Origin of the sequence: Antarcticibacterium flavum, assembly GCF_006159205.1 — a bacterium.
GTDB classification, from domain to species: Bacteria; Bacteroidota; Bacteroidia; order Flavobacteriales; family Flavobacteriaceae; genus Gillisia; species Gillisia flava.
The window spans coordinates 4274681-4298388 of the sequence record NZ_CP040812.1; the positions used below are offsets into that span (position 1 = coordinate 4274681).

General features: G+C 39.4%; 27 protein-coding genes and 1 tRNA gene. 13 read left to right on the top strand and 15 right to left on the bottom strand.

The genetic code is table 11. The features are described from left to right. Window positions 1-152 precede the first annotated feature (152 nt). Genes FHG64_RS18710 through FHG64_RS18725 form a run of 4 tightly spaced genes read left to right on the top strand, consistent with a single transcriptional unit; the run spans window position 153 to window position 2213 of the window. Window positions 153-668: an RNA polymerase sigma factor gene (locus tag FHG64_RS18710; RefSeq protein ID WP_139067806.1), complete on the top strand. Its 516-nt coding sequence runs from the start codon at window positions 153-155 to the stop codon at window positions 666-668. Next, a complete protein-coding gene (locus FHG64_RS18715; RefSeq protein ID WP_139067807.1) occupies window positions 649-1095 on the top strand; it encodes a hypothetical protein in 447 nt (148 codons plus the stop codon). The genes FHG64_RS18710 and FHG64_RS18715 overlap by 20 nt, the downstream gene beginning before the upstream one ends. Window positions 1096-1114: 19 nt before the next feature. Then, the gene (locus tag FHG64_RS18720) at window positions 1115-1648 is read left to right on the top strand and encodes a DUF4252 domain-containing protein (protein WP_139067808.1); all 534 of its coding nucleotides are present in this window, start codon (window positions 1115-1117) and stop codon (window positions 1646-1648) included. A gap of 1 nt (window position 1649) precedes the next feature. After that, window positions 1650-2213, top strand: coding sequence for a DUF4252 domain-containing protein (locus FHG64_RS18725; protein ID WP_139067809.1), 564 nt, complete (start codon window positions 1650-1652; stop codon window positions 2211-2213). A gap of 75 nt (window positions 2214-2288) precedes the next feature. Here FHG64_RS18725 and purB read toward each other — a convergent pair whose 3' ends face one another. Continuing rightward, a complete protein-coding gene (gene purB, locus FHG64_RS18730; RefSeq protein ID WP_139067810.1) occupies window positions 2289-3626 on the bottom strand; it encodes an adenylosuccinate lyase in 1338 nt (445 codons plus the stop codon). A 90-nt stretch (window positions 3627-3716) separates the two neighbouring features. After that, window positions 3717-4412, bottom strand: a complete 696-nt coding sequence (locus FHG64_RS18735) for an SIR2 family NAD-dependent protein deacylase (RefSeq protein ID WP_139067811.1) — start codon at window positions 4410-4412, stop codon at window positions 3717-3719. A gap of 337 nt (window positions 4413-4749) precedes the next feature. On the opposite strand from FHG64_RS18735, the gene FHG64_RS18740 reads away from it, so the two are divergent. Continuing rightward, complete coding sequence (locus tag FHG64_RS18740) at window positions 4750-5391, top strand: hypothetical protein (RefSeq protein WP_139067812.1); 642 nt, start codon at window positions 4750-4752, stop codon at window positions 5389-5391. Continuing rightward, window positions 5385-5531 (top strand): hypothetical protein, encoded by a 147-nt coding sequence (locus FHG64_RS19285; protein ID WP_168191392.1) that lies wholly within the window; start codon window positions 5385-5387, stop codon window positions 5529-5531. Before FHG64_RS18740 ends, FHG64_RS19285 begins: the two co-directional genes overlap by 7 nt. 245 nt (window positions 5532-5776) lie before the next feature. Here the strand turns inward: FHG64_RS19285 and FHG64_RS18745 are convergent. Continuing rightward, a tRNA-Met gene (locus FHG64_RS18745) sits at window positions 5777-5850 on the bottom strand. An 830-nt stretch (window positions 5851-6680) separates the two neighbouring features. On the opposite strand from FHG64_RS18745, the gene FHG64_RS18750 reads away from it, so the two are divergent. Next, a complete protein-coding gene (locus tag FHG64_RS18750) occupies window positions 6681-7067 on the top strand; it encodes an START-like domain-containing protein (protein ID WP_139067813.1) in 387 nt (128 codons plus the stop codon). Window positions 7068-7125: 58 nt separating this feature from the next. Continuing rightward, a complete protein-coding gene (locus FHG64_RS18755; RefSeq protein WP_139067814.1) occupies window positions 7126-7971 on the top strand; it encodes an aminotransferase class IV in 846 nt (281 codons plus the stop codon). Here FHG64_RS18755 and FHG64_RS18760 read toward each other — a convergent pair. The 6 genes from FHG64_RS18760 to FHG64_RS18780 all read right to left on the bottom strand — a co-directional run bounded on the left by FHG64_RS18760 (window position 7968) and on the right by FHG64_RS18780 (window position 12498). Next, complete coding sequence (locus FHG64_RS18760) at window positions 7968-8528, bottom strand: YqgE/AlgH family protein (protein WP_139067815.1); 561 nt, start codon at window positions 8526-8528, stop codon at window positions 7968-7970. The two genes, FHG64_RS18755 and FHG64_RS18760, sit on opposite strands and share 4 nt — an antisense overlap. 122 nt (window positions 8529-8650) lie before the next feature. Continuing rightward, window positions 8651-8923, bottom strand: a complete 273-nt coding sequence (locus tag FHG64_RS18765) for an HU family DNA-binding protein (RefSeq protein ID WP_006990442.1) — start codon at window positions 8921-8923, stop codon at window positions 8651-8653. Window positions 8924-9108: 185 nt separating this feature from the next. Next, window positions 9109-10056: a methionyl-tRNA formyltransferase gene (gene fmt / locus FHG64_RS18770; RefSeq protein ID WP_139067816.1), complete on the bottom strand. Its 948-nt coding sequence runs from the start codon at window positions 10054-10056 to the stop codon at window positions 9109-9111. Continuing rightward, window positions 10053-11609, bottom strand: coding sequence for a RecQ family ATP-dependent DNA helicase (locus tag FHG64_RS18775; RefSeq protein WP_317133579.1), 1557 nt, complete (start codon window positions 11607-11609; stop codon window positions 10053-10055). The genes fmt and FHG64_RS18775 overlap by 4 nt, the downstream gene beginning before the upstream one ends. Continuing rightward, window positions 11579-11899: a DEAD/DEAH box helicase gene (locus FHG64_RS19945; RefSeq protein ID WP_317133580.1), complete on the bottom strand. Its 321-nt coding sequence runs from the start codon at window positions 11897-11899 to the stop codon at window positions 11579-11581. The genes FHG64_RS18775 and FHG64_RS19945 overlap by 31 nt, the downstream gene beginning before the upstream one ends. A gap of 59 nt (window positions 11900-11958) precedes the next feature. Next, complete coding sequence (locus tag FHG64_RS18780) at window positions 11959-12498, bottom strand: AAA family ATPase (protein ID WP_139067817.1); 540 nt, start codon at window positions 12496-12498, stop codon at window positions 11959-11961. 85 nt (window positions 12499-12583) lie between these two features. On the opposite strand from FHG64_RS18780, the gene FHG64_RS18785 reads away from it, so the two are divergent. From FHG64_RS18785 to murA, 3 genes are all read left to right on the top strand, one after another. Beyond that, a complete protein-coding gene (locus tag FHG64_RS18785; RefSeq protein WP_139067818.1) occupies window positions 12584-12877 on the top strand; it encodes a DUF493 family protein in 294 nt (97 codons plus the stop codon). Between the two features lie 115 nt (window positions 12878-12992). Then, window positions 12993-13634 carry a DUF4290 domain-containing protein gene (locus FHG64_RS18790; protein WP_174760412.1) on the top strand — a complete coding sequence of 214 codons (642 nt, stop codon included), beginning with the start codon at window positions 12993-12995 and terminating at the stop codon, window positions 13632-13634. 13 nt (window positions 13635-13647) lie between these two features. Next, on the top strand, window positions 13648-14961 hold the full coding sequence (murA, locus tag FHG64_RS18795; RefSeq protein WP_139067820.1) for a UDP-N-acetylglucosamine 1-carboxyvinyltransferase: 1314 nt from the start codon (window positions 13648-13650) through the stop codon (window positions 14959-14961). Between the two features lie 465 nt (window positions 14962-15426). On the opposite strand, the gene FHG64_RS18800 is transcribed toward murA, so the two are convergent. Next, window positions 15427-16878 (bottom strand): TonB-dependent receptor, encoded by a 1452-nt coding sequence (locus tag FHG64_RS18800; RefSeq protein ID WP_139067821.1) that lies wholly within the window; start codon window positions 16876-16878, stop codon window positions 15427-15429. A gap of 97 nt (window positions 16879-16975) precedes the next feature. Between FHG64_RS18800 and FHG64_RS18805 the strand changes: the two genes are divergently transcribed. Then, the gene (locus tag FHG64_RS18805) at window positions 16976-17737 is read left to right on the top strand and encodes an MBL fold metallo-hydrolase (protein ID WP_139067822.1); all 762 of its coding nucleotides are present in this window, start codon (window positions 16976-16978) and stop codon (window positions 17735-17737) included. Between the two features lie 41 nt (window positions 17738-17778). Further along, window positions 17779-18234, top strand: coding sequence for a hypothetical protein (locus FHG64_RS18810; protein ID WP_246054197.1), 456 nt, complete (start codon window positions 17779-17781; stop codon window positions 18232-18234). On the opposite strand, the gene FHG64_RS18815 is transcribed toward FHG64_RS18810, so the two are convergent. The 5 genes from FHG64_RS18815 to FHG64_RS18835 are packed head-to-tail and all read right to left on the bottom strand — an operon-like array spanning window position 18231 to window position 23682. Then, the gene (locus FHG64_RS18815; protein WP_139067824.1) at window positions 18231-18890 is read right to left on the bottom strand and encodes an alpha/beta hydrolase; all 660 of its coding nucleotides are present in this window, start codon (window positions 18888-18890) and stop codon (window positions 18231-18233) included. The two genes, FHG64_RS18810 and FHG64_RS18815, sit on opposite strands and share 4 nt — an antisense overlap. Window positions 18891-18893: 3 nt before the next feature. Further along, complete coding sequence (locus tag FHG64_RS18820; protein WP_139067825.1) at window positions 18894-19220, bottom strand: DUF4870 domain-containing protein; 327 nt, start codon at window positions 19218-19220, stop codon at window positions 18894-18896. 30 nt (window positions 19221-19250) lie between these two features. Continuing rightward, window positions 19251-20510 (bottom strand): dihydroorotase, encoded by a 1260-nt coding sequence (locus FHG64_RS18825; protein WP_139067826.1) that lies wholly within the window; start codon window positions 20508-20510, stop codon window positions 19251-19253. Continuing rightward, window positions 20507-22420, bottom strand: coding sequence for a BatA domain-containing protein (locus tag FHG64_RS18830; protein WP_139067827.1), 1914 nt, complete (start codon window positions 22418-22420; stop codon window positions 20507-20509). Before FHG64_RS18830 ends, FHG64_RS18825 begins: the two co-directional genes overlap by 4 nt. Window positions 22421-22476: 56 nt before the next feature. Next, the gene (locus FHG64_RS18835) at window positions 22477-23682 is read right to left on the bottom strand and encodes a sensor histidine kinase (protein WP_139067828.1); all 1206 of its coding nucleotides are present in this window, start codon (window positions 23680-23682) and stop codon (window positions 22477-22479) included. Window positions 23683-23708: the final 26 nt, after the last annotated feature.

The following is a 23708-nucleotide window of genomic DNA, read 5'->3' on the forward strand; positions in this document are numbered from 1 at the left end:
TGTGAGATACTGGTGCCCATTTCAAATATTCTAAATTGAGGGTTATTAAAAAGTCTCTAAAAGTAACTACAATATCGTAAATTAAAAAATCCTGTAACAAATTCTCAAGTGATTCGTCGTAATTATGAAAAGGTACTAACAACCAGTTTTAAATGAACCAACACACCTTTATCAATTTAATTGATCCTGTTAAGGATAAAATATACCGTTTGGCATTACGCTTGCTAACATCACGGGAGGCAGCAGAGGACGCTACCCAGGATGTGATCCTGAAATTGTGGAGCCGTAATGATAAACTCAAGGAGTATGCCAATTTGGAAGCTTTTGCGATGACGGTTACAAAAAATCACTGCCTGGACCAATTAAAATTAAAGCAAAATAATAATTTAAGAATAGTTCATAGTAATTATGACAGTAATGAGAACAACCAGCACCGCCAACTGGAAATTGAAGATGAACTTGACCAGGTTACAAGCATCCTTAATATGTTGCCAGAGCAGCAAAAACTCATATTTCAACTAAGGGATGTAGAACAATATGATTTCGCAGAGATAGCAGAGATCACCAACATGAATGAAACAGCCATAAGGGTAGCATTATCCAGGGCACGAAAAAAAATAAGAGAAGAATTGATAAAAAAACACAACTATGGAATTGGAAAAAATTGAAGCTTTACTCAAAAAATACGAGGAAGGGGAAACCACCCTTGCAGAGGAAAGTTTTCTACGGGAATATTTTACAGGTGCAAAGGTTGCCCCTCATCTAGAACCATACCGGCTATTATTTGCATATACCAGCAAGGAGCGAACTTCCACCTATCCCGGGAAGGTAGAGGTGAAGTCCAAAAAGAAAAAGTTCGCCTTTGTGGGAATTGCTGCAAGTATTATCCTGGCCATTGGACTTTTTGCCAGCCTAAATACCGGGCAGGAGGAATTATCTGGACAGGACCTGGGTTCTATTGAAGATCCTGAAGAGGCATATTATAAAACCAAGGAAGCGCTGCAAATGGTTGCAGCGGCGCTTAATACCGGGAAAGAGGAGTTGATTTATGTGGAAGAATTTGACAGAGCTAAAAACAAGTATATAAAAGAATAATAATTAAACCCAGAACACAATGAAAAAGCTAGTAATTTTTGCAGTAGCAGGTCTATTAACGGTAGCAGGATATGCCCAGACCTTTGATAAATATGATTCTATGAAAGAAGTAGATGCGGTTGTGATGACCAGCAAGATGTTTAAACTTCTTTCAAAAGTAGATCTAAGTGCCAATGATCCAGAAGCACAACAATACCTCAATCTAATTGATAACCTTAAGGAGATAAGAGTGTATAGCTCCCATAAGCCCGATATAAGGACACAAATGGCTACAGATGTAAGTGCATACCTTAAAAAAGGTACTCTGGATGAGTTGATGAGGGTAAGTGAGAGCGGGAATAATATAAAATTCTATTCTAAACCAGGGCGAAATGATAATTTCGTAAGCGAGCTCTTTATGTTTATGGAAGGGCAGAAGGATGGCAAACCTGTTTCTGTAATCATGAGTATCACAGGAGATCTTGATCTTACCAAGATATCCCAGTTAACCTCTGAACTTAAAGTGCCGGGAAGTGAAGAATTGAAAAATGTAAAAACCAATAATCGTTCATAATATGAAATGGATAAAAACCTTAAGCGTGGTATGTCTGGGGATCATGATGACCGCTTGCAATAACGAACAGAGCCTGCAACAATATTATGTAGAGAATCAATCTAACAAGGATTTTGTAGCTATAGATGTTCCAACCAGTTTATTTACTAATTCTGAATCTCTTAATGCCGATCAAAAAAGGACACTCGAGACAATAAAGAAGATAAATGTATTAGCCATTCCTCAAAAAACTGAAAACAAGCTGAGGATCGAAGAAGAAAAGGCAAACGTGAATAATATCCTTAAAGATGAGAAGTACCAGTTGCTTATGAGGCTTGGAGGAGGGGAATCTCGTATAGAGATCTATTTCACCGGGGAGGAAGAAGCTATAGATGAGCTTATACTATACGGTTTCGATGAAAACCGCGGTATGGGAATAGCCCGCGTACTGGGAGACAATATGAATCCAGGTGACATTATTAATTTAATGAAATCATTGGAAAAAGGTGATCTGGACCTAAACGGACTTTCAGGAATAGCGCAAATGTTTACAGATGGAGGTTCTACTCCACAGGAGGCAGAGTAAACCATAAAAATTTAATATAAAAAAATCCGCGGAACAATCTTGTTTCGCGGATTTTCCTTTTTGTGCAAAATCAATTTATATACCCGTATAATTTTGCGGAGTGATAGATTTTAGTTCTATTTTTATTTCTTCAGAAACTCTTAAGGTCTCTATAAAACCGGCAATACTCTCCCTGTTGATACCTTCGTTGGTCCTGGTTAAACCTTTAAGGGCTTCATATGGATTCTCATAGCCTTCCCGCCTTAGTATAGTTTGTATAGCCTCTGCAACCACAGCCCAGTTATTTTCCAGATCCTGCTGTATCTTTGACTCATTAAGAAGTAATTTTTCCAGCCCTTTTAAAGTAGAGTGGAATGCGATGAGGGTATGACCCAGCGGCACTCCTATATTCCTTAACACAGTACTATCGGTAAGATCTCGCTGTAATCGGCTTACAGGAAGCTTTGCAGCCAAATGTTCAAAGATCGCATTGGCGATCCCCAGGTTTCCTTCACTATTCTCAAAATCTATTGGGTTTACTTTATGAGGCATAGCCGAGGAACCTACTTCTCCTTTTTTGATCTTCTGCTTAAAGTAATCCATTGAAATATAAGTCCAGAAATCCCTGTCCAAATCAATAAGTATGGTATTAATACGCTTTAAGTTATCAAATAAGGCGGCCATGTTGTCGTAATGTTCGATTTGGGTAGTAGGAAAGGAATGATCCAGTCCAAGATCCCCCTCAACGAAATTAGAGCCAAATTTCCTCCAGTCGGTATTGGGGTATGCTACTTTATGGGCATTATAATTCCCGGTGGCCCCTCCAAATTTGGCTGAATGTGGAACCTGCTTTAACTGGTCCTGCTGTATCCTTAGGCGTGTAACAAAGACTTCCATTTCTTTTCCCAGCCTTGTTGGTGAAGCCGGTTGGCCATGTGTACGAGCAAGAAGGGGGATATCTTCCCACTCCTTACCAAGGTCTTTAAGCTTGCCAATAATTTCATTAAGAAGGGGAAGATAAACTTCATCAACAGCTTCCTTAAGGCTAAGTGGGACTGCCGTATTATTGATATCCTGGGAGGTGAGGCCAAAGTGGATGAATTCCTTGCTTTTAGTCAAACCCAGCTCATCAAATCTTTTCTTGATAAAATATTCTACAGCCTTGACATCGTGGTTGGTCGTACGTTCAATTTCCTTTACGGCAGCAGCATCATTAGAGGAAAAATTCCTGTAAATATCACGAAGCTTCTCAAAACTGTCCTGTTTTACATCTTTAAGCTGGGGTAGAGGCAATTTGCAAAGTGCAATGAAATATTCTATTTCAACTCTCACCCGGTATTTTATAAGGGCTTCTTCACTAAAATATTTTATTAGGGATTTTGTCTTTTGGTGATATCTCCCATCAATAGGTGAAATTGCTGTAAGCGGTGTCATTATTACTTATTTAAATTGAGCCGCTAATATAAGCCTTTAACGTATTTTAAAGAGGTTCTTTGAAGGTTAATTGCTGAAGGATCTCAGATTTCATTCAGTATTTTTTTTACCTGTTAGCAATTGCTGTACCAGGGATGGAACCCCTACCGCAGCTTTTTCTGAAATAATTGTAACATCTGGCCTGTGATATAGGGAAGGGGCGGGATCAATAAAATATATACCCGCGTCCTCCCGGGCAAAATCAATAAGAGCAGCGGCCGGATAGACCTGTAGAGAAGTTCCTATGATTAGTACGATATCTGCCTCCCGGGTGATATCACAGGCAATGGGAAACATAGGTACAGCTTCGCCAAACCATACTATATGTGGCCTTAGTTGATGATTATGTTCACAAAAGTCGCCTAGCTTGAGATCATTTCTCCAGTCCATTATCAAATCTTCATCAAAGGTACTCCTCACCTTTAAAAGTTCCCCGTGTAAATGCAGTACATTGGAGCTTCCTGCACGTTCGTGAAGATCATCTACATTCTGAGTGATTATTTGTACATCATATTCTTCTTCAAGTTGAGCCAGGGCATAATGAGCGGGATTGGGCTCTACAGTTAGTAATTGTTTCCTTCGTTGATTATAGAATTCCAGGACATTTTCAGGATCGTTATCCCATCCCTGTGGCGAAGCAACTTCCATTACATCATGTCCTTCCCATAATCCATCGGCATCCCTGAATGTCTTAATACCGCTTTCGGCACTAATTCCTGCGCCGGTAAGAACAACAATCTTTGTCATTTCGAAAGAGTTTAAATGAAAACTGAAAATACAAATAATTCGCAAATTGACTGGAGGCAATATAATCTGGAAGCGCGAAAGGGAGAGAATATTGTTGTTCGGAATTGCCCAATTCACAATAAAAAAGAAGTATTAGTGCGAAAACCAAATAAATTATTAAATTTACTCCTTAACCTCCATACACCTTGTTAATATATTCGTAAAAGGGGTGCTCATTTGATTTTCTTAAAATATTTTAGTTAGGTAACTTTTAACCTACTTATTATGAGAAAATTATTTTTTGCCCTGTTTGCGATAGGACTATTGGCCGGTTGTACTGCAGAATCACTTGAAGAATATGAAAACTACAGTGTCGACAAAACAAAAATTCAGCGCCCGGGTTCCCAGGGAATCTATATGGAAGAAGTTGACAAAGACAAAATACAACGACCAGGTTCTCAAGGTAACAATTAGAACTTTTGCAAGCGCTCTGGTAGCAGTAGCGGGCTTTATGCTATTTGCAGATAAGATCCTGGAGGTAAATTTTGCTGAGACTTATGGATTTGCCGATTCTCAGACTTTTTTATGGGTCTTCACCCAGTCAATTTCCCCGTTGTTATTAATAATAGGACTAGTTTTTAAACCTTATAAGATCGCTATTACGATACCGGTATATATGTACTTTGTGCAATTATACTGGGTTTTTAACCCTGCTATAAGATTTGATGATATTCTCCTGCAAACTTATGCTATTGGAGCTGTCCTTGGGTTTATAGCGCTTGTAGTGGTAATTAACTGGTTCTTTCATAAAGCCAGTGACAAAAGACAAAGAACTATTGGTCAACTGGAGCGTGCGCTGGATCTTGACCTTATTGAGGGGATACAGGTTCTCATTCGATTTATTGTTGTAGATATTAAAAGAAAATATATCACAGAAGAAAACCGAAAAGAATATGTACGGGATTATATGGCGAAACTTGATAAAATAGACCAATGTTAAAAAAAGTCTCTGCCCTCGCTTTGTTGGAAGAATTGAAAGGAAAAGGCTTACTCGATAAGAACAGCTCCCGGGAAATCTTAAGAGATATCAAGGAGTGTCTTGATGATGAAGCAGACCGGCACGTTATGAGGAAGGTTTAAGCAGTAGACAACTATAATTAAACTGAAATCGAATTAAGCAGGGAACTTAAGGACATCAAAACATACTCACTTTGATATATTAATCCTCTGGAGATAAAAGATTTCGAGTGTGAAAAGGCTTCTATTAATTAAAGAAGATTTGGCTTGAAAAGGGAAGTAACATTTGCAATAAAAAACTTCCTTTCTCAATATTCAGGAAAACAAAAAATGCCGGAAAAATTCCGGCATTTTATATTAATATGATGTAGCGAGAACGAGATTTGAACTCGTGACCTCCGGGTTATGAATCCGACGCTCTAACCAACTGAGCTACCTCGCCATTCCTAATGCTTCGGGAAAAGTATCATACTTCTCTGTTAGCGGGTGCAAATATAAAAACTATTTGTTTTGAGGCAAACATTATTTTAGTAATTATTTCATTGTTGCAGGAGAAAAGAATCAAGATCGCTGCCGCTCCTGGAATCTAGATCTTAGACTAAAATCTTAGCATCTGAAAAGGAGTAACTTAGGTTTCGCTGCAAACCAGGAAACTTACTCAGCTAATTTAACTCTTAATCCACCCCCGGGTTGAGTTTGAATTGACCTCTTACAACAACTTCTATGACTTCCACGAATTATAATCAGACTAAAAAAATTCTAATTGTCAAGTCATAGCTGTCCGGTGAAAGAACCCGGACCGCTATGCTGCTGGATTATCGAACCTATACTAGATTCAAATCAAAGGAAAACAGAGCTATATCTAATTCTCAAAGCCTTCGATTTTCCTGAAATATTTTAGATTCAAAACACCCATCCATTTTGAGATTCATATGACCTCTGGCTATTTATGGCAAGGCTTAACGTAAATTCCCATATTATTATAGGTCACCAATAATTTCAAGTATCAAATTCCAGGTACCAAATTCAGGTTTTCCGAGGCACAAAAGTAAGAATGCTTCCGGGATCGAACTTATACTCAATTTAGCAGGGGTGCAATGAGACCAAACCGGCGGGGGAGTAATTAGCCTTTCCAGGTATCATAGAAATAGTCAAGACCCGGGATTACAGAAGCGGAGCGGTCCAGACTCTCTTTGAATTACATATTTTGTTTCCTTTTCTTTTTATGTTAGCAATTAATATTTATATTGCCCAAAATCTAACGAATAAAGTATGGAAGATAAAGTTAAGTACGAAATGGAGTTTCCTATACAAGCCTCTCCCTCCTTATTATATAATTATATTTCTACCCCTTCTGGCCTTAGTGAATGGTATGCAGATAATGTTAACTCCCGTGGGGAGCTTTTTACCTTTATCTGGGATGGATCTGAAGAAAAAGCTAAACTGGTAAGCAAGAAGAACGGGGAACGAGTTAAATTTCGTTGGGTGGCAGATGAAGACACTTCTTATTACTTCGAAATAAGGATACAGGTAGACGAGATCACTAAAGATGTGTCAATAATGATTACAGATTTTGCTGAAGAAGATGAAGTAAATGAAGGTAAAATGCTGTGGGAAAATATGATATCAGACCTTAAACAGGTTCTTGGGTCGGTTTAAAAAATCCTTTTAAATATAGTACCTTTGCCCCGTTTCTTAATTAAAACGGGGTTTTTTTATGATCAATGTTAATGGAAGTCTTATCAAAGATGACAAGGCCGGTATTTCAATTAAAAACAGGGGACTTTATTATGGTGATGCAGTCTTTGAAACCATAAGGGTCATCCACGGTAAGATCATCTTTTGGGAGGATCATTATTTTCGGTTGATGGCTTCAATGCGAATTATGAGAATGGAGATCCCTTCCAGCTTTTCACCAGAATTTCTTGAAGAAGAGATCTTGCAGATAGTAAATGAGAATGGCCTTGAAAATTCCCCGGCCAGAGTGAGAATGACGGTTTACAGAAAAGAGGGAGGTTATTATACTCCTGCCAGCCTGGACGTTGATTATATAATAACCGCCACGGCGTTGGACAACGCCTTCTATACCTTGCCAGAGGGGGATTATGAAGTGGAGCTATTTAAAGATCATTACATCAACAGCGGTTTGTTGTCTACGATAAAGACTAATAATAAAGCCGTAAACGTGCTGGGAAGTATTTTTGCAACAGAAAATGATTTCAAGAATTGTTTCCTGCTAAATGAGAATAAATCTATCGTAGAGGCCTTGAATGCAAATGTGTTTGTGGTGAATGGCAGGAAGATCAAGACACCACCACTTAAAGACGGAGCATTAAATGGAATTGTGAGGAAACAGCTTTTATCAATAGTAGGTACAATAAAGGATTTTGAAATAGAAGAAGCCTCTATTTCACCCTTTGAGCTTCAAAAGGCAGATGAGATATTTTTAACCAATGTTATCGCAGGAATACAGCCTGTAACGAAGTACCGCAAAAAAAGGTACGTTACAGATGTGGCCAGGGAACTCCTGGCTAAATTGAATGTAAAAGCAAGGTTGGGTTAATTATAACTGGGATTCTCTGGCGCATTGGACCAAAGCATATAATTACCACCTAACTCAATCATCTTATCTTTCCAAAAGGACCGGTAAGGCCTTTCAATAATGTCCCGGGCATCCTGGTGCGTTGTGATAATCCAGGAATTGGAATCCAGTTCCTCTTTTAGCTGGGGTGCATCCCAACCCGAATAACCAAGGAAAAATCTAATTTCCTTCTCAGTGATCAAACCTTTCATTATTAGCTCCTTTACCGCATCGAAGTTACCTCCCCAAAAGATCCCATTCGCAATTTCTACACTCTCCGGAATGAGGTCCGGAACCTTATGGATAAAATAAAGGTTATCCTGCTCTACAGGTCCTCCATTGTACACTTTAAAGTTCTTGTCGAGCTCGGGGATTAGCTCTCTTAAAGTGAAATCCAAAACTTTGTTGAGTATGAACCCAATAGAACCATTTTCGGAATGTTCTGCAATGAGAACTACCGAGCGGTTAAAAGAAGCATCTCCAATAATAGAAGGTTCGGCCACCAACAGGAGGCCTTTGGCTGGTTTTAAAGCTATCATAATTGATGTTCTTTTAAATAAATCTAAAGATTAAATTTACCACTGCAAATAATTTATAATAAATTTATAATAAAAAAACCCTCCTGGAGGGGAGGGTTTAAGATTTTAAGTGGGGGAATTAACTAGTTTACAGCTTTTTGTAAATCTGCTCCAGCCTTAAATTTAACTACATTTTTAGCAGCTATTTTAATAGTTTTTCCGGTTTGAGGGTTTCTTCCTTCACGTGCTGCTCTCTTAGACACAGACCATGATCCAAAACCTACTAAAGAAACGCGATCTCCTTTTTTAAGAGATTTTTCTACATTCTCCAGGAATGATTCCAGTGCTTTTTTTGCTGCTGCTTTTGAGATTCCAGCATTTTCAGCCATTGCATCGATTAAATCCGTTTTGTTCATAATTTGAATTTTAAATTAATTGTTGGTTAAACATTGCGTTAATTTGCTTTACAAATTTATATGGATTTCTCAGCCGTGCAAGTAATATCAAGGGAAATGCAGGTATTTGTTAATAACTACGGCAAATTGTTAATAACTCTACTTGATTTTTTGCAATTTTCTTCCGTTTCAGTAGTGATAAGGGTTCACAGAAGTTTGGCCCCGGCCTTGAACTTATAACCATTAAGTAGGTCCCTGCTTCTCATTTTTTTCTTTCCGGGAATTTGAATTTCCAGGATCTCCAGCATTCCATCCTTTGACGCAACTTTTAATTTTTTGTTGTCCACTAGCAAGGTGCCCGCTGGCAAAGAAGAATCCTCATCTAATATCGCGGTGCTGTAAATTTTAACCGGGGATCTTTTTCCATCTTCCTCCAATTCACTCCACGCCCCGGGATAAGGATCCAGCCCCCTTATAAAATTATAAATCGTTTTCCTTGGCAGTTCCCAATTAATCCTGGTATTTTCTTTAGTTAATTTTGGAGCTTCATTTAAGAGGGCGAATTCCTCCTGAGCCAACGGTTTTACGGTATTTTCCTTTATTTGGTCCAAAGTGGCCAACACAAGCTTGGTGCCTGTCGTCATCAATTTATCATGTAAACTCCCTGCAGTATCATTTTCTTCAATGGGAACCCCTAATTGTAAAATTACCTCTCCAGTATCTATCTTTTCATCCAGAAAAAATGTAGTGACACCGGTAGCCGTCTCTCCATTCATTATTGCCCAGTTAATAGGAGCTGCACCCCGGTATTGTGGAAGAAGGGAAGCGTGTAAATTGAATGTGCCAAATTCAGGCAGGTTCCAAACTGCTTTTGGCAGCATTCGAAAGGCTACCACCACCTGTACATTAGGATTAATTTCTTCCAGCTCTTTAAGGAAATCTGGTGATTTAAGATTTGTAGGTTGCAGTAATTTTAATCCTGCTTCTACCGCATATTTTTTAACTGCACTTTCCTGTAGCTTTCTTCCTCGGCCTGCAGGTTTATCTGGCGCTGTAATCACCCCCACTACCTTATATCCTTCCTTTATAATTCCATCTAGTACGTTAACGGCAAACTCCGGCGTACCCATAAATACTATTCGTAGCTCTCTCATTTCTTATTTAGTTTGTATGCATTTGTAGCTGTTAGCCCAATAATTCCTTTTTCCAGCATAAGCGTAAGGACCTTTAGTACTCCATTTTCAGGAAAAGGCACAATGGCAACCAGCTCCCTGGAGTTCTTTTCTCCATCCAGCAGTGCTTTCATTATCTCCTCGTAGATCTTTTTTATGGTTTCTCTTGCTACCTCCCTTTCCGGTGGAAGGCAAACAGAGCAAATCCCGCAGGCAGGAGGGGAGGGTTCTCCAAAATACCTTAACAACTGCCTGCTACGGCATTCCGAATCTGTAGAGATATAATCCAGCAGGGATTCAATTTTATCGGTTTTATTTTTATTCTGTGATTTTATATAACCTGAAAAAGGATAAATAGCCGCCTCATCTTCCCGCGGTACCAAAAATACTATGGATGCATCGTTTTGGTGGTAATCAAAATCTATAATATGGTCCTTTTCCAGATGCTGAAGAATTGCAATCACCTCCTTTTCTTTTGTTTCAGCCTTTTTGGCAATAGAACTTAAGTTAATTGGCATTTTATTCTCAAAGATCCCTCCATAAGTCCTTAGGATTGCTTTTGCGACCGCATCATATCTTTTATTCTCTTCCAGATAATTCAACAACTGCCTGTTTGAAATTATAAACTGAACGCTGGCGGTTTTCCTGAATTGCTGTGACATTTTTAGAATGCTCATTCTATCGAGCATTTGTAAAGTATTATATGTCTTTTCTGAATGTAGCTGATATTGGGTGCAAAAGTCTGAAAAATTGAAATCATATTCTTCATCCTGGCCTTCCCCATAGGCAATACGAAAATAAGATGCCAGTTTTTTATATACGTGGATCGTGAATTCCAGGTCTGGGAGCGTCTTGAGAAACTGGTTCTTTAACTGCGGGAGGTCACTTTTATTTGTGATAATAGTCGCAGTTGCAGGTTGTTCATCCCTGCCAGCCCTGCCTGCTTCCTGGAAATAGCTTTCTATACTTTCAGGAAGATTAAGGTGGATAACGTGGCGTACATTGGGTTTGTCTATTCCCATACCAAAAGCACTGGTAGCAACCATTACCTTTACTTCCTCCTTTAGCCAGGAATCCAGCCTTCCAGATTTTTCCTTTTTAGCCAATCCGCCATGAAAAGCTGCGGCAGTATAGCCATATTGCAAAAGTTCCCGTGCAACTTCGATAGTCGCGTTGCGGGTACGCACATATACTATGGCACTTTCATCCTTGTTTCTAAGGGTTTGTTGCAACCTGTACATCTTATCCTCAGCCTGGATCACCCGGTAAGCTATATTTGTGCGCTCGAGGGATGTTTTATATACCAGGGCATCCCTTAGCTCCAATTGCTTTTGTATGTCCCTTACTACTTCTGCAGTGGCCGATGCTGTAAGGGCCATAAAAGGCACTTCAGGTTTCAAATCCCTTAAAAGCGAAATATTAAGATAAGCCGGCCTAAAATCATGCCCCCACTGTGAGATGCAATGAGCCTCATCTACAGCAATAAGGTTCACATTCATTTGTTTTATACGCTGCTGGACGATATCCTGCTGCAAGCGTTCGGGTGACAGGTAAAGGAATTTATAATTCCCATAGATACAGTTATCCAGTAATGCGTCCAGCTCCTGGAAAGGTATCCCCCGGCAATGGCCAGGGCTTTTATCCCTTTTTTCTGAAGGGCTTTCACCTGGTCCTCCATAAGTGCAACCAGGGGAGAGATAACTATACCAATTCCTTCCTGTAAAAGTACAGGTATTTGAAAACAAAGGGATTTGCCTCCCCCGGTTGGCAGGAGTGCAAGGATATCCCGGCGTTTTCCCGCAGCAAGGATAATCTCTTCCTGCATAGGCCTGAAAGACTCATGGCCCCAGTATTTTTTTAGTATGTTCCCGGCCTCCTGCAAGTTTACATGGGGATGTTATTTAATATGAAATCACTGCGGTTCTCTATTGTGTTCTTAGGAACTTCAATAGGCTCGTAACCATAGGAAAGATAGGTCTTTTTTAAATGGTCGTGAATGAGAAGGGCTTGTTCAAAGCTTTCATACCTTTCATTATCTGTTTGATAGATATCCTCCCATGGCGGCAAAAGGAAGACGCGGTAATAGCTATGATCCTCACAGGCTTGCTGAAATTTTTGAGGGTACGTAGTGCCAAAATACTCCATATAGGCAACAACATCTGGGATCCCGCGATCAAGGAAAACCGTAGAAACCTCATTCAAGGATGCCTCAATATGCTGCTTAACCCTTGCTTCAAGAAGTTTTTCACTAAAGAGTATGGGCTTTTCAAGAAAAAGTTGGGAAATTCCCTGTTTTTGAGCAGCTGCAGTTATTTCCCGTGATACTTCATGGTAGCATATATATCCCTCACGTTCGAGGTGTTTAATAACCGAAGATTTACCTGTACCGGGTCCCCCGGTGATGACTATTTTTTTATTTTGCACTCCGCAAATTTCGGAATTTGTGGCAGATAAAAAAAATGGTTCACTAATTGTATATTTGCATTTAAAATGATGAAAGAGAATTAATATGGAAGCATCCAAAAATCCGGAAGAGTTTTACAAAAAATTAAAATCGCAGTTACTGGATACGGCCATGTGGCCATCAGAATATTTATATAAGTTCATAGTTCCTACCAGAAAGGAAAAAATAGAACAGATCCAGGATATTTTTGATAACATGGGGGCCGTAATTAATACCAGGAAGTCCAAAAATGGCAACTACACCAGTGTATCTGTGAATGTTCGCATGAAGAATCCAGATGCCGTTATTGCGAAATATAAAAAAGTTGGAGAAGAGGTAGAAGGGGTTATCTCTCTATAGATCAGGCTTATCTTTATAAGAAGAGGTGTTAAATAAATTTCCTTAAGTTGGATATTATTTAGTATTTTGCAACAATTATTATCTCCAAAATTTTATATCACCTTAAATTTCAATTTTGACATACGAATTAGAATACAACTCTGAGAGGAGTAAGTTAATCATACCCGAATACGGGAGGCATTTGCAAAAGATGGTGGAACACGCCATTTCTATCGAGGATGATGCAGAGCGCAATAAGGTTGCTAGATCTATTATAGCCGTAATGGGAAATATGAATCCGCATCTTAGAGATGTGCCAGACTTTCAGCATAAATTATGGGATCAATTATTTATTATAAGTGATTTCAAACTGGATGTTGAATCCCCTTTTCCAAAGCCGTCCAAAGAATTACTCGAAGAACGTCCAGATCCTATGGGATATCCTCAAAATTTCCCAAAGTACAGGTTCTATGGCAATAATATTAAGAGGATGATAGATGAGGCTGTGAAAATGGAAGATGGTGATCTTAAAGAAGCGCTTGTATATTCCATTGCCAACCATATGAAAAAATCCTACCTTAACTGGAACAGGGAAACGGTGGAAGACGAGATTATCTTTGAACATTTAAGGGAATTGAGCGGTGGTACCATAAATCTTAAGAATAAAGAAGAAGATCTTAGCGAGGCAGCAAATCTCCTTAGAGGCAATAAAAAATTCAAGAGCAGTACACCTGCCAAGAAAACCAACCGCAATCCCCGCGGTCGCAAACGTCATTAAAAACTTTTTTTAGATGGGAATTTTCCAAATTGAAGGAGGGCATGCTTTAAGTGGTGAAATACAGCCACAGGGAGCAAAAAACGAAGCCCTTCAAATACTCTGTGCAGTATTGCTAACCCCGGAGAAGGTTGTAATCAACAACATTCCAGATATAGTAGATGTAAATAAGCTTATTGCCTTACTAGGCAACCTGGGGGTAAAAATTAAAAAATTAAGTAAAGGCAGTTATAGTTTCCAGGCAGATGAGCTGAATCTTGATTACCTGGAAAGCGAAGCTTTTAAAAAAGATGGCAGTGGCCTTCGGGGATCTATTATGATCGTGGGCCCTTTACTGGGAAGGTTTGGGAAAGGATATATTCCCCGCCCGGGTGGAGATAAAATAGGACGAAGAAGGCTGGATACGCATTTTGAGGGTTTTGTGAAATTGGGAGCAAAATTTCGCTACAACAGGGAAGAGCGATTCTATGGAGTAGAAGCCCCTCAGGGTCTTACAGGGAGTTATATGCTCCTTGAAGAAGCATCGGTTACAGGAACAGCTAATATTGTTATGGCGGCTGTGTGGGCAAAAGGTACTACAACCATTTATAATGCGGCCTGTGAACCTTACCTACAACAGCTTTGTAAAATGCTTAATTCAATGGGAGCAGAGATCAAAGGAATTGGATCTAACCTGCTTACCATAGAAGGAGTAGAGAGCTTCACAGGCTGTGAGCACACCATCCTGCCAGATATGATCGAGATTGGTTCCTGGATTGGCCTTGCGGCAATGACTAAAAGCGAGATCACCATTAAGAATGTTGGATGGGAACATTTGGGGCTTATTCCAACTACTTTTAGAAAACTGGGAATTACCATTGAAAAAAGAAATGATGATATTTTCATTCCCGCCCATACAGATGGTTATGAAGTCCAGAATTTTATCGATGGATCCATTATGAACATTAGTGATGCCCCCTGGCCGGGTTTCACACCAGATTTATTGAGTATAATGCTTGTGGTTGCCACACAGGCAAGGGGTAGCGTGCTTATCCATCAAAAAATGTTCGAAAGCAGATTATTCTTCGTGGATAAATTAATAGATATGGGGGCAAAGATCATTCTTTGTGATCCACACAGGGCAACGGTTATTGGTCACGATTTTAAATCCAGCCTTAGAGCTACGACTATGACTTCGCCAGATATTAGGGCCGGGGTTTCCTTGTTAATAGCTGCCATGTCTGCCCAGGGGACTTCTACGATACACAATATAGAACAAATAGACAGGGGTTACGAAAATATAGATGAGAGGCTACGAAATATTGGAGCCAGAATTGAGCGTATAGGTTAGAAAACCACAGTAGATAAACAAAAAAGAGGCTGTCCAGTAAAGGCAGCCTCTTTTTTATTTTAAATGTTAGTTTCGAATAGGGGAGGGAGGTTAAATTGCCAAAATAGTACAAAGAATTTTCAGGCTCCAGCTTCCAGCTGCACCGCGATCCTCATTCGTTTTCGAGATAGCAATAAAAATCGTCTTAGGAACCTAATTATTAACTCCTAACTCATTATTATACGGTAAAAGAGTCTGGACCGCTACCGCTGCTAGAATATAGAACCTAGACTAAAATCTAGGCATATGGAAAACAGCACTTTACACAATTCTCAAAAGCATGAATTTTCCTTACCTATTTTGGATTCAAAACCACCCCCAGGTTGAGATTGATATAATATCTGATTATATATAGCAGGGCTTAACGTACTTTCACCTATATTTAATCGGACACCAATAACTCCTAACTCCTAACTCCTAACTCCATCAGGCCTTTTGCTCTACACGTTCCTTGTAGCCAAAGAGGTTTTGTCCCTTGATCATAGATGCGGTACGCTCTGGTAACATCTCTTCCCAGCCACTTCTTCCATCACTTATCATTTGCAGGACCTCGCGTGAGAAAATGCTAAGGATATTAGGATCATATTCTTCAATATCCACAACCTTACCATTGTATTTAAAGAATTTATACAGTTCCTTCATCCTTGGATGAACCTTAAGATTGTCGCTGGTAATAAGTTCGCCGGTGTTTGGATCTTTGAAAGGGTATAGATACACTTTTAAATCCTTAAAGAACAACTTACCAAAAGCCTCCAAAATACCTCCGCTTAGGTGCCTGTAATATTTTTCATCAAAGATGTCGACCAGGTTATTTACTCCCATAGCAAGTCCCATTCTCTCCTTAGAATATCTTGAGAAATACTCTACTACTTTGTAATACTCCTGGAAATTGGAGATCATTACGGTTTGGCCTAAGGAACAAAGCAATTCTGCCCTGTCCATAAAATCTCTTTCGTCAATTTCCCCTTCGGCTCTTAGATTAGATAAGGTAATTTCGAATATGACTTCTGTGTTCTCTTCGGAAACTTTTTTCTCCTTCACAAATAATTCAAGGGAACGTTTATACATATCCATATTCACCTTGGTCACGGGCCTGAAGCTTCCTCGCAGGGCAAGTATATTCTTTTTGTAGAGGATCTTGGCCGGCAGGACATTGTTACCATCTGGAGCGAACATTACGGCATCTGTCATCCCGTTCTTAACCAGCTGTAGACTCATCAAGCGGTTGTCTACCTGCTCAAAACGCGGCCCGGAAAAATTAATAGTATCTATCTCTATTTGATCCTTATCGATATGGTCGTATAGATAACGAAGCAATTTCTTTGGATTGTCATATTTATAATAAGCCCCATATATAAGATTTACCCCAAGAATTCCAAGCGTATTTTGTTGCAGGCGGGCATCATTTTCATGAAACCTAATGTGCAGGCTTATTTCATTATAATCCTCATTTGGATCTACCTGGTATCTTATTCCTACCCAGCCATGGCCTTTGTATTGTTTAGCAAAATCTATAGTTGCTACAGTATTGGCGTAGCTAAAGAAAAGTTTATTTGGATGTTTGTCACGGGTTATACGTTCTTCAATAAGTTTTATCTCGTGGGATAACATTTTCTTGAGCCGGGCCTCTGTCACATATCGCTTATCCTCCTCAATACCATATATAGCATCACTAAAGTCCTTGTCATAGGCACTCATAGCCTTGGCTATAGTTCCTGAAGCGCCGCCAGATCTAAAGAAGTTCCTTACGGTTTCCTGTCCAGCTCCAATTTCTGAAAAGGTCCCGTATATATTCTCATTTAAATTGATCCTTAATGCTTTACTCTTAATTGAGGGAACATTTTCAAACTCTCTGTCCCCCATAATGGTGATGGGCATAATTGTCTCTTTTAAGTCACAGTTAAGTAGGACAAAGGTACTAAAATGGCGGTCCATAGAAAAAAATATACTTACTTTTGTATAAAAAATAACAGGCTTGGAAGTAACATTTTTAGGTACCGGAACTTCACAGGGAATCCCCGTCATTGGCAGTGATCACCCCGTTTGTTTAAGCGAAGATCCAAAGGATAAACGTCTTAGGGTTTCAGTACTTGTGGAATGGGAAGGTTATAATCTCCTGGTTGATTGTGGCCCCGATTTCAGGGCACAAATGCTTTCCAATAATATCTCTCGTATAGATGCGATACTCTATACCCATGAGCATAATGATCATACGGCAGGACTTGATGACATACGGCCTTTTTTCTTCAGGCAGGGGGATATTCCTGTCTTTGCTCATAAAAGGGTACTGGAATCCCTTAAAAAGAGATTTAGTTACATTTTTGAGACCGAAAATAAATATCCCGGAGCACCGAGTGTAGATGTTAGAGAAATCACTAATACTGTTTTTTCATTTAAGGATCTCCATATAGTTCCTGTAGAGGTAATGCATAACCGGGTACAGGTTTTTGGATATCGTTTCGGGGATTTTTGTTACCTCACAGATGTTAAGACTATCGAGGAGGAAGAAAAGGAAAAATTAAAAGGAGTAAAAGTGCTTGTTCTTAATGCTCTAAGACAGGAGGCACACCATTCCCATCTTAGTCTCCAGGAAGCCCTGGATCTATTTGAAGAGATCAAACCAGAGAGAGCCTATATTACTCATATAAGTCATAGAATGGGTTTCCATAAAGAGGTACAGGCCAGCCTTCCACCAAATGTTTACCTGGCTTATGATAATTTAAAAATTCAAATTTAATGCGGAGTAGAATATTCTTATACCTATTTATCTTTACCCTTATGTTCACAGTTTTTATTTATGTGAACGACAAGAAGATCCTTGATTCTAGGGATTCCGATATAACCAGGCTGGAAAACAAACTGGAGGAGGAGCAGGAAAAAAACCGTACCCTTCTTGGAGAAAATAAGGACCTGTCATATTTTTCATTGCTAAACAATGAGGAGGCAATTTCCTATTTTGAAGACAGGGGAATTAATCCAGAGGAGCTAAGCCGGCTTGTGGAAAATGAGATCATTGCCCGTAATAAAGCCAATGAGGATAATGATCTGGTGCCATATGCAGGTATGGATGGCAGTATGCGTATAAATAAAGTGAAGTTGTTAAACCATAAGTGGATCATTGCCGATTTTACCGATGGCACTTACTGGGGGGAGTTATTCATCCTTTATGATATTGATGAAAACAACAACCTTATTCTCAATACTGAAAAAGCATTTCTATATCCCGGCAGCTAAGGCCTATCTTTTAACCATTGCAGGACTTCCATAAAATTCTGAGGTGCTACCCCGTGTCCTACAGGGAATTCAGAATATTTGTGGTCTATTCCTAACCGTTCAAGAATTTCAGGATTTCTTCTTGCCCACGAAACAGGGATCACCTGGTCCTGAGAGCCATGTGAAGCATAAATGGACAGGCCTGAAAAATCATTATTGTGATAACCTTCTTCCAGGATATCCTCATTAATGTAACCACTAAGAGCGATGACATTCTTTATTTTCTCGGGATGGCTCAATGCAACTGCATAACTTAAAATAGATCCCTGGCTAAAACCTAAAAGGGTAATATTATCAGGGTCTACAGGATAATTATCTATGATCTCATCTATAAACCCAATGATCTTTTTGCGCGAGTCTATCGCCTGGGCGTCATCGCTAAATTTTCCGCCTGAATTATCAAAATTTATGGCATACCATGCATTTCCATAAGGAGGGAGGGGGTAAGGTGCCTGGGCAGAAATTACATAATACTCACCGGGTAATTCACTGCTGAAAGAGAAGAGATCATTAGCATCACTCCCATAACCGTGCAGCATTATTATTACCGGGGATTTTTCTTTCTTTATTTTTGGTTCTCTAACCAGGTGGTAGAGAGATAATTCTTTTGTTGTCATAAATTAACTTATTGTACTAAACCATTTTTGAAAATTGTTACCTAATAACGGTACTTCCTTTTGTTCCCCCTGTAAAGCAGTAACAAGGCCGTAACCCCACAGGACAAAAATAAAGATCCAGAATGGCCAGGTGATCAACCAGCTGTCAAAAATACTTACCAATGCCCCCAGGAGGAAATAGGTTATATGAATTCCCAATGCCTGTCTAATGTGAAAACTTGCAAAACTATTCTTTGTATCGTTATTTATAAAATAAGCGATAATAGTACCAATGATCGTAAGATAGGCTACTATAGCAGCAGTCTTTCCTTCTTCAGCTGTTGTGTTCATCTTTTCCATATTAAAAGTTGCAAAAGTTACTTATTCCCAAATTTTGAAAGTCTTCCCGCAGATAATTCCGTAGGTCCTGCCTGAAATTTCTTTATCAAGAAAGATACTATTTTTTGAGGTTGAAAAAATATCTTCTTTTGTGAAGATCCTGTTACCCCCGGGAGTAAACAGCGAAAGGTTCGCGGTCTTTCCCTTAGATATTTCAGGCTCCTCTAACCCAAAACGTTTTCTGCCCCGGGTAAGAATTTCAATAGTGTTTTCTAGATTTCCCGTTAAATTTAACAGTGCCCCAAATGCAGTTTCCAGCCCGGTGGTGCCAAATAGCGCATGTTCAAATTCCACTTTCTTGTGCTCCACATCTATAGGGTTGTGGTCTCCGGTAACCATATCTATGGTACCATCTTTAACACCTTTTTGAAGGGCTGCAACATCCTTTTTGTTTCGTAAAGGTGGCAGTACCTTGGCATGGGTGTCGAATTCGTGTAAAAGATCATCGGTAAAGATCAGGTTATGTATAGCAACGCTACAGGAAACATCCAATCCTTTCTTTTTGGCCTCTTTGATCAATTTAACCGATTTTGCAGTGGAAATAGTAGGTATATGCAATTTACCCCCGGTATATTCCAGTATCGCAAGGTCCCGCGTTATATGCAGCTCTTCTGCAAGGGAGGCAATGCCTTTTAAACCAAGTTGGGTGCTGTTCCTGTCCTCATTCACCAAACCTTTTCCAGCTATCTCCCTGTCCTGAGGATAGGATTGTACAAGGCCTCCAAAATTTTGTGCATACTGTAGGGCTAATTTAAGTAGGTTGGGATTGCTTATTGGCCTCTTATAATCTCCAAAAGCTACTGCACCTGCCTGTTTCATATCATACAATTCTGCCAGGTCTTTTCCCTGCGCTTTTACCGTAAGCGCCCCTGTTGGGTACAATTTCACAGGATGTCCATTTGCTTTTGATAATACAGAGGTGACACTACTATTATCATCTATCACAGGATTGGTGGCAGGGTTAAGAAGGATGGTTGTAAAGCCACTTCTTGCAGCCGTTTCCAACCCGTTTAAAATAGTTTCCCTTTCTTCATATCCCGGTTCTCCAAAGCTTACACTACTGTCAAACCATCCCCGGGAAACGTGAAGATCTTTAATGTTTATTTCCTTATCGGCCTTGGTTACTTCCAGGGAACCACCTATATCCTCAATTTTGCCATTATTAATAAAAATGTCGACTTTCTTAAGATGATAAGAAGAAGTGGGATCAATAATTTTAACCGATTTAAGAAGTACCTTCATTTAAGATATTTTAGAAGTATCGTTTCTATTAGTAAGAACAACAATGCAAAAGTAACAAACCATTTCCAAAGAGAATCAATTTCCCTGCTAAAGCCAGGCGAAGAAAAGAATTCTTGTAACCCATCAACCTGCTCTATATTATTAGCAGTTGGTATGGAAGAATAGTCTATTATCGCCTGTTCTCCTGGAACATTATAGCTTATGCTCATTACTTCTTCTTCCCCGTTCAAGGCTTTATAATTACCGGGTTGAGCAGGGAGTTCATTTGTAACAATCTCTACCTTACTGGAAAAACTTTGTTGCTGGGGTATGAAACTGGAATTTGGCCCGGCAATACTAAGGATCCTGTCACCTTGTAATTGCACAGGGACTTCTATCCTGGAAGTTTTTGATAAAAGATAATACAGTTGCGGCGTCTTAAGTGCTGTTACAGCCATATTATAGAAGGTAGGAACTATAAGCGGGGATTGTTTAAAGTTGGAATTTTGGGAATTAAGTGCAGCAGTAAAAAGAAAATTTCCAGAAGCCTCCAGTAGAAAAGGAACACTATTCTCATAGCTTAACAATGCTCCCTGCCTGCTGCCGGGATCATAATATGACTGCACCCTCGGATATTCGAAATTTGAAATTTCCTCTTCAAAAACATCAGTAAAAACCGGGTGCTGAAATGTGATTTGAGAAACAAGCTTTTCATCCTTGCGTAATGCGCTGTTAACGTTAAAGCCAATTTGTCTAAGAAAATTTTGAAGACCTGTTGGCAATTCTTCCTCTGGAGGAATTACGATAAAAACTATATCTCTTCCTGCCAGCTCCTCCAGGGTAGAAAGCAGAGAAGGAGGGAGGTCTTTAAGTTCATTCAGTATAATAACGTCTGCTCCCGTTATGTCCCCATAATTTATTGCGGTTGCAGGCATAGCGGTTAGAATAAATTCATTTGGATTAAAGATCCTTTGGAGAAAGTCGTCCTGTGCCTGGTTTATAGAGGCAATTTTGATTGGCCGGGGAGGGTTAATGCTAAAATATTTAATATTATCAAATTGCAGCCCGTTATCGGCTATTTCAATTCTTCCGTCAAGGGCAGCTATGTTTTCCAGTGGGAATTCTATTTCAGGATTTTCACCTTCATTAAAATCGGCATTATTCTTACCCAGCAGTTTTTCATCTGTATAAAGGGAAACAGGAATATTCCCGGGATTTTGACCCTGGAAACTTAAAAGTACCCTGAGCACAGAGGAGGTTGGACCGGTTTCGAGGTAAAGAGAATCTATGCTGATATTATTGTTGTTTTGCGGTGTTGTTTTATAAGTATACAGCGTGATATCGCCCGGAATACTATTGGCGGGGATCTCGAGATTTTTTTGGAAGTCGGAGATTATAAGAAGCTTTTTATTGGCTTGAGATCTTTGACTGAAGCGGTTGCGGGCTCTTAGAATGATATCGTCTATAGTAAGATCATTGGCAGTGTAGTTTATATTCTGAATATCATTTTTTGAAGCGATTGGAAATTCTTCATTGTTTGTGAGCAGGGAAACTTCCCTATCTTCTGGCAGGTTTTCCAAAAGTTCCTGTTTACTTCTATCCAGCAGCTTTCCGCGTGGGCCTGGTGCCTGCATGCTATAAGAATTATCAAGGTAGATAAAGGTTTCCACTTCTCCCGAAAGGTCTGCTTCAGCCGGGAAATAGGGCCTGGAAAATGCGAAAATAATACAGGCCAAAAGTAAAAGTCTGGAAGCCAGGACCAGCCATTTCTTCAACCGTGAACTTTTGCGGGTTTGGCGGGTAAGGCGTTTTAGGAATTTTACGTTGGTAAAACTTTCCTTTTTAAATTTTCGTAGTTGGAAAAGGTGAACAATTACAGGGATAATCAATAAGAAGAGGGCATAGAGTACTTCGGGATGATTAAACTGCATATGGTAATTGTTATAACCAAAGATAAAAAAAGCAGCAAGAAAAGCGCGATTCTTTTTTAAATACGCTGTATGCTAAAACTAAAGGTGCTTCCTTCCCCGGGTGTAGACGAAACCTCAATCCTTCCTCCTAAACTTGTAACCAGCTTTTTTACTGTAGCAAGGCCAATTCCACTGCCTGGATTGCCCTGCCTGTCGTTTGTGTCAAGGGTGGTGAATAATTCAAAAATGCGAGAGGTTTCTTCTTCTGGAAAACCTTCCCCATTATCCTTTATCCAAAAGCGGTAGAAATGTTCCTCCTCCTTAAAGTCGATGGAGATTCTCCTTACAGGTTTCTTATTGTATTTTAGACCGTTGCTTATGAGATTAAGGAAGATTTGGGTAAGTGCAGCTTTGTTCACGTGGTGTAGAGTAGCCTCCTCTGGATATTCGATAATTACATCATCTGTTACATCATATAGCTTGGCTATTCCCTGCAGTAATTGATGCAGGTCCACATTTTCATAATCTTTCTCAAGAATGTGTTCACTGCGATAAAAACTTAAGATCCCGTCAACATAATTACGCAGGGAGTAAGAAGATTCTGAAAGATAATCCAGGTATTGCACTGTCTCTTCATTAAAATTATCCTTATTCTCCTCCTTCAAAAGCTCGGTAAGGGAAATAATATTGGCCAGGGGGGATTTCAGGTCATGAGAGACCAGGCTGGCAAATTTCTCAAGTTCCTGATATTTCTGTCTTAATTGATCCTGGATAAGTTGAAATTGCTGATTTTGTTTTCCAAATTCGAGTAATTTCATCGCCTGAGCCGAAAGGGCTTTAAGACCCTTCACCTGGACATTTTCCAGGCGACGCTCCTCTGTATCAAGAATATTTAATGCCCCAAGGGTGTATCCCTGTTGATCCTGAAGAAGCACGGCAGCATAAAACCTGAAATCCTTTTTAAACCATTTTTTAGCCTCCTCAAAGATCTCTTTATTTTCACCGTAACAAATTTCAAAATAATCTTTTCCCGCCAGGTATGCAGTTTCAGTAAAACTTTTATTTCTTGGCAGCTTTGTAAGTTCTACTCCTAGCTTTGCTTTTAAGCAAATCTCTGTAGGTTCAAGAATACTTATATAGGCTACAGGAACTTTACATATTAAGGAAGTTAGAAAGACAATTTGATCAAGGCCTTGATCTGGTTGAGAAGAGGTGGTGTCTATATTGTAATCTTTAATAATAGTCGCCCTGATCTTCTCATTTGAAGCATAATTTTTTTCCATGTAGTGTTAACTTCTAATGCTAATTT

Excerpts from the sequence above, each read along its gene's own strand:
- FHG64_RS18735 (WP_139067811.1), bottom strand. The coding sequence starts at position 4,412 with ATGACAAAGATTGTTGTTCTTACCGGCGCAGGAATTAGTGCCGAAAGC.
- FHG64_RS18835 (WP_139067828.1), bottom strand. The coding sequence starts at position 23,682 with ATGGAAAAAAATTATGCTTCAAATGAGAAGATCAGGGCGACTATTATT.
- murA (WP_139067820.1), top strand. The coding sequence starts at position 13,648 with ATGGGAATTTTCCAAATTGAAGGAGGGCATGCTTTAAGTGGTGAAATA.
- FHG64_RS18755 (WP_139067814.1), top strand. The coding sequence starts at position 7,126 with ATGATCAATGTTAATGGAAGTCTTATCAAAGATGACAAGGCCGGTATT.
- FHG64_RS18710 (WP_139067806.1), top strand. The coding sequence starts at position 153 with ATGAACCAACACACCTTTATCAATTTAATTGATCCTGTTAAGGATAAA.
- FHG64_RS18740 (WP_139067812.1), top strand. The coding sequence starts at position 4,750 with ATGAAAACTACAGTGTCGACAAAACAAAAATTCAGCGCCCGGGTTCCC.
- FHG64_RS18810 (WP_246054197.1), top strand. The coding sequence starts at position 17,779 with ATGTTCACAGTTTTTATTTATGTGAACGACAAGAAGATCCTTGATTCT.
- FHG64_RS18825 (WP_139067826.1), bottom strand. The coding sequence starts at position 20,510 with ATGAAGGTACTTCTTAAATCGGTTAAAATTATTGATCCCACTTCTTCT.
- FHG64_RS18765 (WP_006990442.1), bottom strand. The coding sequence starts at position 8,923 with ATGAACAAAACGGATTTAATCGATGCAATGGCTGAAAATGCTGGAATC.
- FHG64_RS18715 (WP_139067807.1), top strand. The coding sequence starts at position 649 with ATGGAATTGGAAAAAATTGAAGCTTTACTCAAAAAATACGAGGAAGGG.
- fmt (WP_139067816.1), bottom strand. The coding sequence starts at position 10,056 with ATGAGAGAGCTACGAATAGTATTTATGGGTACGCCGGAGTTTGCCGTT.
- FHG64_RS18800 (WP_139067821.1), bottom strand. The coding sequence starts at position 16,878 with ATGCCCATCACCATTATGGGGGACAGAGAGTTTGAAAATGTTCCCTCA.
- FHG64_RS18760 (WP_139067815.1), bottom strand. The coding sequence starts at position 8,528 with ATGATAGCTTTAAAACCAGCCAAAGGCCTCCTGTTGGTGGCCGAACCT.
- FHG64_RS19285 (WP_168191392.1), top strand. The coding sequence starts at position 5,385 with ATGTTAAAAAAAGTCTCTGCCCTCGCTTTGTTGGAAGAATTGAAAGGA.
- FHG64_RS19945 (WP_317133580.1), bottom strand. The coding sequence starts at position 11,899 with ATGCAGGAAGAGATTATCCTTGCTGCGGGAAAACGCCGGGATATCCTT.
- FHG64_RS18815 (WP_139067824.1), bottom strand. The coding sequence starts at position 18,890 with ATGACAACAAAAGAATTATCTCTCTACCACCTGGTTAGAGAACCAAAA.
- FHG64_RS18830 (WP_139067827.1), bottom strand. The coding sequence starts at position 22,420 with ATGCAGTTTAATCATCCCGAAGTACTCTATGCCCTCTTCTTATTGATT.
- FHG64_RS18820 (WP_139067825.1), bottom strand. The coding sequence starts at position 19,220 with ATGAACACAACAGCTGAAGAAGGAAAGACTGCTGCTATAGTAGCCTAT.
- FHG64_RS18725 (WP_139067809.1), top strand. The coding sequence starts at position 1,650 with ATGAAATGGATAAAAACCTTAAGCGTGGTATGTCTGGGGATCATGATG.
- FHG64_RS18785 (WP_139067818.1), top strand. The coding sequence starts at position 12,584 with ATGGAAGCATCCAAAAATCCGGAAGAGTTTTACAAAAAATTAAAATCG.
- FHG64_RS18720 (WP_139067808.1), top strand. The coding sequence starts at position 1,115 with ATGAAAAAGCTAGTAATTTTTGCAGTAGCAGGTCTATTAACGGTAGCA.
- purB (WP_139067810.1), bottom strand. The coding sequence starts at position 3,626 with ATGACACCGCTTACAGCAATTTCACCTATTGATGGGAGATATCACCAA.
- FHG64_RS18750 (WP_139067813.1), top strand. The coding sequence starts at position 6,681 with ATGGAAGATAAAGTTAAGTACGAAATGGAGTTTCCTATACAAGCCTCT.